Below are 12,307 nucleotides of genomic sequence, written 5' to 3'. Positions count from 1 at the left end.
CTCCCGTGATGCGGAAACGGTGTTGGACGAGGCGAGCAATATCGCCTGAATCGACTTGGACTGCCGAGGATTCTACGGCAGCCACGCGTCCGCTGGTCACTTGTCACGAACTTCGTCCGCGCGCGGCTGATCCCTATTTCATGTCCCTCAGAAGCCGTAACTCTGGGTGGTTTGCTTGCCAGACAAGGAGAAGTTCATGCGTGCACTGACTTACCACGGCGCTCACGATGTGCGTGTCGAGACCGTTGCAGACCCAATCATTCAGGAACCCGATGACGTGTTGCTGAAGGTGACGGCCACAGCTATCTGCGGCTCTGACCTGCACTTGTTCCGGGGCAAGATACCGGCGACGGAGCAGGGCGATATCTTCGGTCATGAGTTCATGGGGATCGTGGAAGAAGTGGGGCCACAGGTCACCGCCGTCAAACCGGGTGACAGGGTAGTGATTCCCTTCGTGATTGCCTGTGGCAGTTGCTTCTTTTGCCAGATGGATGCGTTCGCCGCCTGCGAAACCACCAACACAGGGCGCGGAGCGATCCTCAACAAAAAGTCCATTCCACCGGGCGCGGCGTTGTTCGGCTTCAGCCATTTGTATGGTGGCGTGCCGGGCGGCCAGGCCGAGTACGTGCGCGTGCCCAAAGGCAACGTCGGGCCGTTCAAAGTGCCGGGCACACTGGCGGACGAGAAGGTGCTGTTCCTGAGCGACATTCTGCCCACTGCCTGGCAGGCCGTACTGAATGCTGGCGTGAAGGCGGGTTCCAGCGTTGCCATCTATGGCGCGGGTCCGGTGGGATTACTCAGCGCAGCCTGTGCGAAAATGCGCGGCGCCGAGAAGATCTTCATGGTCGATCATCACCCGTACCGGTTGGCGTACGCGCAATTCACGTACGGCGTGATCCCGATCAATTTCGATGAGGACGATGACCCGGCCGATACCATCATTCGCCAGACCCCCGGCATGCGCGGGGTGGACGGTGTCATCGACGCAGTGGGTTTCGAGGCCAAAGGCAGCACGACGGAAACCATTCTTGCCACGCTGAAGCTCGAAGGCAGCAGCGGCAAGGCGCTGCGTCAATGCATCGCAGCCGTGCGGCGCGGCGGCACAGTCAGCGTGCCTGGTGTCTATGCCGGGTTTATCCACGGCTTCATGTTCGGCGACGCGTTCGACAAGGGGCTGACCTTCAAAATGGGTCAGACCCACGTGCATCGTTATCTGCCTGAGCTCCTCGAGCACATCGAAGAGGGCAGGCTGGCGCCTGAAGCGATCATCACGCACCGGATGTCGCTGGAAGAGGCGGCCGAAGGGTACGCCATCTTCGACAAGCGCGAGGAGGACTGCCGCAAGGTCATTCTTACCCCGGGCTTTGACAGTCGCGTGGATCCTTCCGTCAATGATGCACACCTGTAAGGCGCTCTGAGGCTGAATGCTTCTCTGAATTCGGCCAGCTGCATCAACCTGCGGGCGTTACCACTTCCGCAGGTTGGCTGCATCACCAGCATCAGGAATACGATGCGGCGTGGTGCGGATAATCCACCAGACGCGAGCCGATGACCATTTCACTGATCCAGTCGGTCAACAGCGTCGTGTAGGCGTGCTGGCTGGTGTCACTGCTCAGGCCGTGATCAGCGCCATCGAGCAGCCGGTAGGTCAGCGAATGCGCCAGATCAAAGGCCGCTCGGTAGCTCATCAGCGTCGCGTGGGGCACATAGTCGTCCTGTTCGGATTCGACCAGCAACACATCACCCTTGAAGTCCTTGCATGCAGCCAGCGCCCGGTTATCCGCCGCAGTCACCGCCGAGCGTCGGTAATGAGCCAGCTTGTCGCGGTCCAGCGCTTGTTTGGGCATGTCCCAATCGGCATCCCAGTACAACGCCGGCACGCGCAGGGCCAGCCAGCGCACCGGGCGCATGCCGCTGAGAATGGTCGCCAGATAACCTCCGTAACTGCTGCCGATCACGGCGATGGCGTTGTTGTCGACCGCAGGATGGCTCGCGAGTCTGTCATACGCCGCCAGCAAGTCTTCCATGCTGTGCTCACGGGAAACCGACGCACGCATTTCATGGGTGCGTTCGTGTCCACGCAGATCGAAGGTCAGGCACACGCAACCCAGACCGGTGATGTTTTTGGCTCGCGCCAGATCGCGCTGCTGGCTGCCGCCCCATCCATGGACGAAAAGAATGCCGGGCATCTTGGCGCCCGGCGTGAGGATCGTGCCGGAGATGTGGTCGTCGCTGACGCGAATGTCGATGGTTTCACTGCGTACGGTCATAAGGCTGGACCTGTGTGAATTTGCTGATAAGGCCGACATCCGGATCGTCGCCCTCGTAAAGAACATGAGCATCGGCGGGCAGCGTGGCTTGCCCGTAGACTTCATGGCTGGAGGCTGAAATACGCTGCAATTGCGGGTCTGCCGCAAAGGCGACCAGTGCCTCGACTTCCGCTGGACTCGCGCCGCCGATCCGCCACGATTGCTCCAGCACGCCGGAACAGACCTGGCCCCGCGCGTTGGTGCCATGGGCGATGTCATAGTTGCGGCGTGAGGCCAGGAAGTCAGGAAAACAATCCAGCGCCGCGCGCTCGTAACACATCGCCTGCGTCACCGAGCGACGCACGTCCGGATCGAGGTCGAGTTTGAGCAACGCGTCATAGTCGCCACGCACCAGCCACAATTGCGATCCGCCATAGACGGTTTCGCCCGCGTTGTCTTCCGTCAGGCTCTGAGTGCCGTGGTAGCTGACGGTCATGCCGGCGACCTGAACCTGTCCGACGCTGTAAGTGATGACGCCGGTCAGGTCCTCCTCCAGCACCAGGCCCCATTCTTCCACTTCGCGCATGTCCTGCTGGGCGAGGGCGGCGTCCAGTTCCGCTTCGGACGTCACGACCCGCTGGCCGCGTCCTGCCGTCGCCAGCACTGGCTTGACGCGCACGGGACCGTCCTTGAGCAGCAGGCGGCCTGCGCGCCTGGCATCGGCCTCATTGAACACGCTGAAACCGGCCAGTACGGCGTCCGCGGCGTCTTCGAAGAAACGATCAGACCAGCCTTCGGGCCGCGAAGTCGCGTCAGTGATCAAAGGATGGGAAATGGCTTTGGTTGCCATAAACGGGTAATCGATCAGTCCACCGAAGAAATCGTCGACCGTGCGAATGTTCAGCGCTTCGCCTTGCCGCTTGCCGATCAGCGTGTCGGAAGGGATGTAATAGAGCGCGTGATCCTTGTGCAGCGCTGGGTCGTAAGCGCCTGCGAACGTTGCGCCCAACAGCCTGGCGATACGGTCGCCAAGAGCTTGTTGAACAACGGTTTCGTGGGTGGCGAGTTTTTTGTGGGTGGCCAGCAGAACAACTTCAGACTTAACAGTGCTGCGTGATCCGCTCATGGGCTAACTCCCTGTTGGCGCACGTGTGGCGACGATGCAACCGAGACAATGCAACGAACTATTGAATCCAGCTTGCCGCCGATCTCGATGTGATCGAGCTGCATCGGCAAGCCAGACGCATCTCCAGATTCACCGGCAGCGTCAAGCCGCTTTGCGGATCGCGCTGATGAGTTCCTGCTTGGTCATCGTCGAACGACCTGAGATGTTCAGGCCACGGGCCCGCTGCATCAGATCGACCTTGGTCTGCGCGTCCAGCGACTGTCCGCCGGTGTTGCGCGGGGCGCCTTGCTTGGCGGCAACCGCGCGTTTGGCCGAGTCCTTACGGTCGTGGGTTTTCGCGCTGGCGGACTTTTTCGTCCCGGAGCCGCCTTTCTTTTCGCCGCCGCCGGATTGTTTGTTCACAGTGGCCCAGGCGCGAGCTTCGGCTTCACCTTTCGACACGCCTTTGGATTCGTAGCTGTCTTCGATGTGCGCGGCTTTACGCTTCTGTTCGGTGGTGTACTTGTCTTTATTTTGTGTGGGCATTTTCAGTCTCCCATTTCATTTCGATGCGGCGCGTGTGCTGCGCCGCTCATGACGTATGAAGAGCATCAGGCCACGTAGTTCCTCGGCGCTGATCAATGGTCAGAGGTCTCGCCAGCCATTTGCCGCGCCGCATCGGCTTCGCATTCGGGGAACGGTTTGGTGTGATCCGCTTCTTCTCGGTCGCCCATCGCCTTGTACTTCTTGCGCAGCTCGTGCAGCTCTTTCTGGTCGAGATTGTCCAGACTGAGTACGGCGTTCTGTGCGTCTTTGGTGACACGCAGCAGCTCATCGATCTTGATGTGCAGTTGATCGGTGTCGCGGTTTTGAGTGTTCTGAATGAGGAACACCATCAGAAAAGTGATGATGGTCGTGGAAGTGTTGATGATCAGCTGCCAGGTGTCGTTGTAATGAAACAGCGGCCCGGTCGCCGCCCACACGCAGATCAGAAACACAGCGACGAGAAAGGTCCGAGGGCTGCCGGTCCATTTCGACAATGCCTGTGCGAACTTGGAAAATGTCATTACCGGTGTCCTTAACTTTGGAAAGAGATATCCAAATGACCACAGTAGGTTGTTGAAATTTCTTCTTACAAAATTAAATCGGGCAAGCGGCGCGTCAGGTCCAGCCGAAGACATCCCTGGCGTTGTCGGTGCTGACCTGTGCCAGTTGCTGTGGCGTTACGTTAAGCCATTCGGACAGCGCCACGCAGATGTCGGGCAAATGCTCGGGACTGTTGCGCTGGCCGGGGTACATGGCAGGCGCCATGTCGGGAGAATCGGTCTCCAGCACCACGCTGCTCAAGGGCAGCTCGGCGATGACGCGGTGCAGGCGAAGGGCTTGCGGCCAGGTCGCGGCGCCGCCGAGCCCGAGCCGGAAGCCCAGCTTGATGTACTCCTTCGCTTCCTCGCGACTGCCCGCAAACGCATGGACGATGCCATTGCGTCTGAGCCTGAAGCGCTTGAGGGCGGCAATCGTGTCGGCGTGACTGCGACGCACGTGCAGCAGCACCGGCAGGTCGAAGTCGGCGGCCATTTGCAACTGGGCGTCGAACAGGCGCTGTTGCTGCTGGCGATCCAGCGATTCGACGTAGTAATCCAGGCCGATCTCGCCCACGGCGCACAGTTTGGGATGCCCGGCCAGATGCGCCAGCCTGTCGCGCAGGTCTTGAAGATGCTCCGGGCGATGCTCGTCCAGGTAAATCGGGTGCAAGCCCAGCGCGGCGTAAACCGCTGGCTCGCGCGCCGCCAGATCCCACACCCGTTGCAGATTGCGCTGATAGACGCCAAGCACCACGAGACGCTCCACGCCCAATCGCCGGCAGTGCTCGAGCACGCGGGCCCGATCGTCGTCGAAGTCGTCGAAATCCAGGTGCGTGTGGGTGTCGATCAGCTTCACGCTCAGGCCTCGTGAATGCGCTGCTTGAAGGTCCGCACGATGGCGTGTACGCCGGGTTCGTACTGATCCTGCTCGACCGCCGACAGCGCCAGCGCGAGCGCCTTTTCTGCGATCAGATGATGCTGCTGGGCCATGGCGTTGACCGGGAGCGGCAGGAAATCGAGCAACTGCGTGTCACCGAACGTCCCCAAATGCAGTTGATCGGGATTGAGCCGACGCTGATGCAGCAGATCGAAGACGCCCTGCAACAGAACGTAAGACGTAGTGATCAGCGCATCGGGAAAGTACCCGAGCCGGTCCAGCATATCGCTGGCCAGCTGCAGGCCGCATGCGCGACTGAAGGCCTCGCCGTGTTCGATGATGACTGAGCCGGTGAAGCCTTCCAGCGCGTCCTCGAAACCTCCGGCCCGCGCCTGACTGACGCTCAGTTCCGGCCGTGCGCCGATCAGGGCAATGTGCTGTGGCCGGGTTTCCAGCAGGCTGCGGGTCAGTTGCTGGCTGGCGTCGTGGTCGTCGCTGACCACCGAACAGAAGTGCGCCGGGTCCATTTCCCGGTCGATGGCGATGACCGGGGTGCCTTGCTGTTGCAGCGCCCGATAGCTGTCGTCGCTGGCGGGCAGACAACTGGCGACGAATAATGCATCGCAGCGCCGGGCACGAAACAGCTGCAACAACTGCAATTCGCTGATGGGATCATCGTCGGAACTGGCGATGAGCAACTGGTAGCCGCGAGCGCGAGCGCCTTGCTCCAGTTGCTTGGCAATGCGCGCGTAGCTGGGGTTTTCCAGATCGGGCAGGATGAACCCCAGAGTGCGTGTGTGGCGACTGCGAAGGCCCGCCGCCTGCGGATTAGGGCGGAAGCCATGCGCCTCGACCACCGCTCGCACACGCTCGACCGTTGCATTGCTGATGCGCTGCTGTTCGGCCTTGCCGTTGATCACGTAGCTGGCCGTGGTCACGGAGACACCCGCCAGACGCGCAATATCACTGAGTTTCAAGCCGAACATTCCTTTTGTCGTTGGCAGGTGCCGAGATTTTCACCCATTCGTGGGCATCATTACAGCAGACCGTCGTCAGGATTGAAGCTACAGGGTTTTTGAGGATTCTTCCTACATCATTCGACCAGCTGAGCTTCAAACTGCCGAGATTATCGAGTAACGTGCGCGGCGAATCAGATTAAACGATTCAGCATGAGTGTTTATTGCTGAAAACAGGTAAAACTTCGGTGTCCGTACCGATGTCGATTGAAGCGCCCGGTCACGATGCCCGGTCTACAACAAGAATCACGCGCACCGTGCGCGGCACAGGAGAACGGCATGCTCGAACTCACCGTTGAGCAAATTTCCATGGATCAGTCGGCAGCGGACAAGCCCGCCGCGCTGCAGCTGCTGGCCGATCGACTGGTCGCAGACGGACTGGTCGCCGAAGGCTATCTGCAGGGCCTGCAAGCGCGCGAGCAGCAGGGTTCGACCTTCCTCGGTCAAGGCATCGCGATCCCCCACGGCACGCCACAGACCCGCGATCAGGTGTTCGCCACCGGCGTGCGTCTGATGCAGTTCCCCCAAGGGGTGGACTGGGGCGAGGGGCAAACCGTATATCTGGCCATCGGCATCGCGGCGAAATCCGACGAACATCTGCGCTTGCTGCAATTACTGACCCGAGCTCTGGGCGAGACCGACCTGGGCGAAGCCCTGCGCCAGGCGAAAACGCCTGAAGCGTTGCTCGGCCTGCTGCAAGGTGCCCCGCAGGAACTGGCGCTGGATGCGCAGATGATCAGCCTCGGCGCCTCGGTGGACGATTTCGAAGAGCTGGTTTGGCGCGGCGCCAGGTTGTTGCGCCGCGCGGAGTGCGTCAATAACGGTTTCGCTGCCGTCTTGCAGCAAGTCGAGCCGTTGCCCTTGGGCGAGGGATTGTGGTGGCTGCACAGTGAGCAGATGGTCAACAAACCGGGCCTGGCGTTCGTCACGCCGGACAAGCCCATGCGTCATCTGGGGCAGCCACTCACCGGACTGTTTTGCCTTGCCAGCCTGGGCGAATCCCATCAGGCGTTGCTCGAGCGCCTTTGTGCATTATTGATTGAAGGTCGGGGTCATGAACTGGGCCAGGCCACCAGCAGCCGTGCCGTGCTCCAGGCGCTGGGTGGCGACGTTCCGCCAGACTGGCCGAGCGAGCGGGTGAGGCTGGCCAACGCCCACGGCCTGCATGCCCGCCCGGCGAAGATCCTTGCGCAACTGGCCAAAGGGTTCGAAGGCGACATTCGCGTGCGCGTGGTGGACGCCGTCGAGAACCCGGTATCGGCCAAAAGCCTGAGCAAATTGCTGAGCCTGGGCGTGAGCCGTGGGCAGCTGCTTGAGTTCATCGTCGAGCCGACGATCGCGACCGATGCCTTGCCTGCACTGGTCGGCGCGGTTCTCGAAGGGCTGGGCGAAGAGGTCGAGCCTTTCGCGACTCACAGCGCGCCGACGCCGATGTCCGCGGTCATCGAGAAATCACCAGTCGCGCCCGCCGCTGGCGCGCAGATCCAGGCCGTCGCCGCCGCGCCGGGCATTGCCGTGGGACCTGCCCATGTGCACGTGCTGCCGGTGTTCGAGTACCCGCTGCAGGGCGAATCCTACGGCGTCGAGCGCGAACGGCTACACACAGCGCTGGCTCAGGTGCGTGCTGACATCGAACAGCTCATTGAGCGGAGCACCGCGAAAGCCATTCGGGAAATTTTCGTCACGCACCAGGAAATGCTCGCCGACCCGGAACTGGTGGACGCCGTTTCTCTGCGGATGAAGGAAGGCGAGAGCGCGGCGGCGGCGTGGATGAGCGTCATTGAGGACGCTGCTCGGCAACAGGAACAACTCAAAGATGTACTGCTGGCCGAGCGAGCTGCCGACCTGCGTGACGTCGGACGTCGGGTACTGGCGCAGCTCTGCGGCGTTGACGACCTGGTCGAACCCGATGAGCCGTACATCCTGGTCATGGATGAAGTCGGGCCTTCCGATGTGGCGCGGCTTGATCCGGTGCGGGTGGCCGGCATTCTTACCGCGCGAGGTGGCGCCACGGCCCACAGCGCCATCGTGGCGCGGGCGCTGGGTATTCCGGCGCTGGTAGGCGCGGGCGATGCGGTGCTGCTGATCAAGTCCGGTACGACGCTGTTGATCGATGGCCAGCGTGGCCGTCTCGACGTCGCCCCGGATGAGCCGACGCTGCAACGCGCTTTGCTCGACCGCGACACACGCGATCAGCGGCTCAAGGCCGCGGCCGCATTGCGCATGGAGCCGGCGATCACCCGGGACGGTCATGCCGTGGAAGTCTTCGCCAATATCGGCGACAGCGCAGGCACGCCGGCGGCAGTGGAGCAGGGCGCCGAAGGCATCGGCCTGTTGCGCACCGAATTGCTGTTCATGGCGCACAGCAGCGCGCCCGATGAGGCCACGCAGGAGGCCGAGTACCGGCGTGTGCTCGACGACCTGCAAGGGCGACCGCTGGTGGTGCGCACGCTGGATGTCGGTGGCGACAAGCCGCTGCCGTACTGGCCGATCGACAAGGAAGAGAATCCGTTTCTCGGCGTGCGCGGCATACGCCTGACCCTGCAACGGCCGGACATCATGGAAAGCCAACTGCGGGCGTTGCTGCGCGCTGCCGATAACCGGCCGCTGCGGATCATGTTTCCAATGGTCGGCACGGTCGAGGAGTGGCGCCAGGCCCGGGACATGACCGAGCGGCTGCGTGCGCAGATCCCGGTCAGCGATTTGCAACTGGGGATCATGATCGAGGTGCCGTCGGCTGCGTTGCTGGCGCCGGTGCTGGCAGCGGAAGTGGACTTTTTCAGCGTCGGCACCAACGACCTGACGCAATACACCCTGGCCATCGATCGGGGTCATCCGACCCTGTCCGCCCAGGCCGACGGCTTGCACCCGGCGGTCCTGCAACTGATCGACATCACCGTTCGCGCAGCCCACGCCCATGGCAAATGGGTCGGTGTGTGCGGCGAACTGGCGGCCGACCCGTTGGCCGTGCCGGTTCTGGTGGGGCTGGGCGTGGATGAATTGAGTGTCGCGGCGCGCAGTGTGGGCGAAGTCAAAGCCTGCGTCCGTGATTTGAATGTGGCCGATGCCCGGCGACTGGCGCAGGCCGCGCTGGCGGTCGGCAGCGCGGCGCAAGTGCGTGCCCTCGTGGAGGGGCTGTAATGGCGAGAATTCTGACATTGACCATGAACCCGGCGCTGGACCTGACCGTCCAGCTGGGCCCGCTGCACGTCGGCCAGGTCAACCGCAGCGAAGCCATGCTCTGCCACGCGGCGGGCAAAGGCATCAACGTCGCTCAAGTGCTGGCCGATCTCGGGCATGAGCTGACCGTTGCGGGCTTTCTGGGCGTCGACAACCAGCAGCCGTTCGAAACGCTGTTCGCCAGGCGCGGGTTCGTCGATGAGTTCGTGCGGGTGCCGGGCGAGACCCGCAGCAACATCAAACTGGCCGAAAGCAGCGGCCGGATCACTGACCTGAACGGCCCAGGCCCGGTCGTGAGCGAGCAGGCACAGCAGGCCCTGGCGACCCGCATCGAACAGATTGCCAGCGATTTCGACGTTGTCGTCGTGGCGGGCAGTCTGCCCCGTGGCGTCGATGCGCAGTGGCTCAAAAACCTGTTGCTGCGCCTGAATGCGCTGGGCCTGAAAGTCGCGCTGGACACCAGCGGCGAAGCGCTGCGCGCGGGGCTGGAGGCATCGCCCTGGATGATCAAACCCAACACTGAGGAGCTGGCCGACGCGCTCGATGCGCCGATCATCTCCATTGCGGCCCAGGCGCAGGCTGCCGCTGCGTTGCGTCAGCGCGGCATCGAACACGTGGTCATCTCTCAAGGCTCGGAAGGCGTGCACTGGTTCAGCGCAAACGTCGCGCTTCAGGCATTGCCCCCCAAGGTCAGCGTGGTTAGCACGGTCGGCGCCGGGGATTCGCTGCTCGCCGGAATGGTTCACGGCCTGCTCAGCGCCCACAAGCCCGAGCAGACCTTGCGCACGGCGACGGCCATCGCGGCGATGGCGGTGACCCAGATCGGCTTCGGCATCAACGACACTGTGCAGCTCAAACGGCTGGAAAGCGGCGTCAGCGTACGCACCCTGACCGCATGACAAGAGAGGAAGTGTGATGAAGTTAGCCATCGTTACGGCCTGTCCGAACGGCAAGATCAGCAGCGTCCTCAGCGCGCGTCTGCTGGATGCGGCTGCGCAGCGTCAGGGTTGGGAAACCTGCGTGGAGATTCACGATCCGCGCCATCCGGAAAAGCAGTTGTCGGCCGCCGACATCGACGCCGCTGACTGGATTCTGGTCGTCAACACCGGCCCGCTCGACCTCAACCGTTTCTCTGGCAAACGCCTGTACCAGGCCACGCCTTCGCGTGCGTTGCAGGATGTCGACGGGTTTCTGCGTTCCGCGGCTGAACTGGCGACCGTGCACACTGCCGTGGCGGGTCCGGTCTCAACCGGCACTGGCGCTCAGCCTCGGTTGGTGGCGGTCACGGCATGCCCGACTGGCGTGGCCCACACGTTCATGGCCGCTGAGGCAATTCAGCAGGCAGCCAAGAAGCTGGGTTACGTCCTGGATGTCGAAACACAAGGCTCGGTGGGGGCGCGTAATCCACTCACCGCGCAGGCCATCGCTGACGCCGACGTGGTGTTGCTGGCCGCCGACATTGAAGTGGCGACCGAGCGGTTTGCCGGCAAGCGCATCTATCGTTGCGGCACCGGCGTTGCGCTGAAGCAAGCGGAAGCCACGCTGAAAAAAGCCTTGGCCGAGGGCGAAGTCGAGTCCTTGCAGTCAGCGGCAAAGGCACCTGCGAAGAAGGAAAAGACCGGCGTCTACAAGCATTTGCTCACCGGTGTGTCGTTCATGCTGCCCATGGTGGTGGCAGGTGGTTTGCTGATCGCGCTGTCGTTTGTGTTCGGCATTCACGCCGCGGATGAGCCCGGCAGCCTCGCCGCCGCGCTGAAGCAGATCGGCGCCGGTGCGGCGTTTCAGTTGATGGTGCCTCTGTTGGCCGGGTATATCGCCTATTCCATCGCCGATCGACCAGGCCTTGCGCCCGGCATGATCGGTGGATTGCTGGCGAGCACGCTGGGCGCGGGTTTCATCGGCGGGATCGTGGCGGGGTTTCTCGCCGGCTACAGCGCCTGGGCGGTCAATCGCTATGCGAAGTTGCCGGCCAGCGTCGAGGCGCTCAAACCGATTCTGATCATCCCGTTGCTGGCGAGCCTGTTCACCGGGCTGGTGATGATTTACGTCGTCGGCCAGCCGGTGGCGGACATGCTCGAAGGCCTGACTCACTTCCTCGACACCATGGGCACTGCCAATGCCGTGCTGCTGGGGGTTCTGCTCGGTGCGATGATGTGCGCCGATCTGGGCGGGCCGATCAACAAAGCGTCGTATGCGTTCTCGGTCGGGCTGCTGGCATCGAGCAGCGGGGCGCCGATGGCTGCAACCATGGCGGCCGGTATGGTGCCGCCGATCGGCATGGGCATCGCCGCGCTGCTGGCCCGGCGCAAGTTCGCGCTGAGCGAGCGGGAAGCGGGCAAAGCGGCGTTCGTGCTCGGCCTGTGCTTCATCTCCGAGGGTGCGATTCCCTTTGCCGCCAAGGACCCGCTGCGCGTGATTCCCGCAAGCATCGCAGGCGGCGCGCTGACGGGGGCGCTGTCGATGTTCTTCGGTTGCAAGCTGATGGCGCCCCATGGCGGTCTGTTCGTCTTGCTGATCCCGAATGCGATCAACCATGCGTTGTTGTACCTGCTGGCGATCGTCGCCGGCAGCGTGGTGACCGGCGTTCTGTACGCGTTGCTCAAACGCCCGGAAGTCGTGGAGCTGGATGCGGTGCCTGCCGGCGCTTGATGCTCGAACGGAGCAAGACACCCGCGGCCAAGCGCGCTCCTACAGAGGATCACATTCAACTGTGGGAGTGAGCTTGCTCGCGAAGGCTGTGTGATGGACGCTAAACGTATGTTGGATGTACCGGCCCATTCGTGAGCAAGCTCACT

10 protein-coding genes are annotated in these 12,307 nt (G+C 62.6%); 4 read left to right on the top strand and 6 right to left on the bottom strand.

Annotated features, from left to right (window positions below; all coding sequences use genetic code 11):
* Positions 1–196: 196 nt before the first annotated feature.
* Positions 197–1,408, top strand: coding sequence for a zinc-dependent alcohol dehydrogenase (locus QRN36_RS01700; RefSeq protein WP_285422537.1), 1,212 nt, complete (start codon positions 197–199; stop codon positions 1,406–1,408).
* Positions 1,409–1,499: 91 nt separating this feature from the next.
* On the opposite strand, the gene QRN36_RS01695 is transcribed toward QRN36_RS01700, so the two are convergent.
* The 6 genes from QRN36_RS01695 to cra form a co-directional block, all read right to left on the bottom strand.
* Entirely contained in the window at positions 1,500–2,270 is a 771-nt protein-coding gene (locus tag QRN36_RS01695; protein WP_285422536.1) for a S9 family peptidase, read from the bottom strand.
* A complete protein-coding gene (locus QRN36_RS01690; RefSeq protein WP_285422535.1) occupies positions 2,254–3,375 on the bottom strand; it encodes a DUF3182 family protein in 1,122 nt (373 codons plus the stop codon). The genes QRN36_RS01695 and QRN36_RS01690 overlap by 17 nt, the downstream gene beginning before the upstream one ends.
* Before the next feature lie 141 nt (positions 3,376–3,516).
* Complete coding sequence (locus tag QRN36_RS01685) at positions 3,517–3,900, bottom strand: Rho termination factor N-terminal domain-containing protein (protein ID WP_285422534.1); 384 nt, start codon at positions 3,898–3,900, stop codon at positions 3,517–3,519.
* 92 nt (positions 3,901–3,992) lie between these two features.
* The gene (locus QRN36_RS01680) at positions 3,993–4,421 is read right to left on the bottom strand and encodes a low affinity iron permease family protein (protein WP_285422533.1); all 429 of its coding nucleotides are present in this window, start codon (positions 4,419–4,421) and stop codon (positions 3,993–3,995) included.
* Positions 4,422–4,515: 94 nt separating this feature from the next.
* Positions 4,516–5,301 (bottom strand): TatD family hydrolase, encoded by a 786-nt coding sequence (locus QRN36_RS01675; protein ID WP_285422589.1) that lies wholly within the window; start codon positions 5,299–5,301, stop codon positions 4,516–4,518.
* Positions 5,298–6,293: a catabolite repressor/activator gene (gene cra, locus QRN36_RS01670; protein ID WP_285422532.1), complete on the bottom strand. Its 996-nt coding sequence runs from the start codon at positions 6,291–6,293 to the stop codon at positions 5,298–5,300. Before cra ends, QRN36_RS01675 begins: the two co-directional genes overlap by 4 nt.
* Positions 6,294–6,611: 318 nt before the next feature.
* Between cra and ptsP the strand changes: the two genes are divergently transcribed.
* The 3 genes from ptsP to QRN36_RS01655 are packed head-to-tail and all read left to right on the top strand — an operon-like array spanning position 6,612 to position 12,161.
* Complete coding sequence (gene ptsP / locus QRN36_RS01665) at positions 6,612–9,473, top strand: phosphoenolpyruvate--protein phosphotransferase (RefSeq protein ID WP_285422531.1); 2,862 nt, start codon at positions 6,612–6,614, stop codon at positions 9,471–9,473.
* Positions 9,473–10,411 carry a 1-phosphofructokinase gene (pfkB, locus tag QRN36_RS01660; RefSeq protein WP_285422530.1) on the top strand — a complete coding sequence of 313 codons (939 nt, stop codon included), beginning with the start codon at positions 9,473–9,475 and terminating at the stop codon, positions 10,409–10,411. Before ptsP ends, pfkB begins: the two co-directional genes overlap by 1 nt.
* 16 nt (positions 10,412–10,427) lie before the next feature.
* Positions 10,428–12,161 carry a PTS fructose-like transporter subunit IIB gene (locus QRN36_RS01655; RefSeq protein WP_285422529.1) on the top strand — a complete coding sequence of 578 codons (1,734 nt, stop codon included), beginning with the start codon at positions 10,428–10,430 and terminating at the stop codon, positions 12,159–12,161.
* Positions 12,162–12,307: the final 146 nt, after the last annotated feature.

This window comes from Pseudomonas sp. efr-133-TYG-103a, from assembly GCF_030209235.1.
Taxonomy (GTDB): domain Bacteria; phylum Pseudomonadota; class Gammaproteobacteria; order Pseudomonadales; family Pseudomonadaceae; genus Aquipseudomonas.
This window is presented reverse-complemented; position numbering and strand designations above follow the sequence as displayed.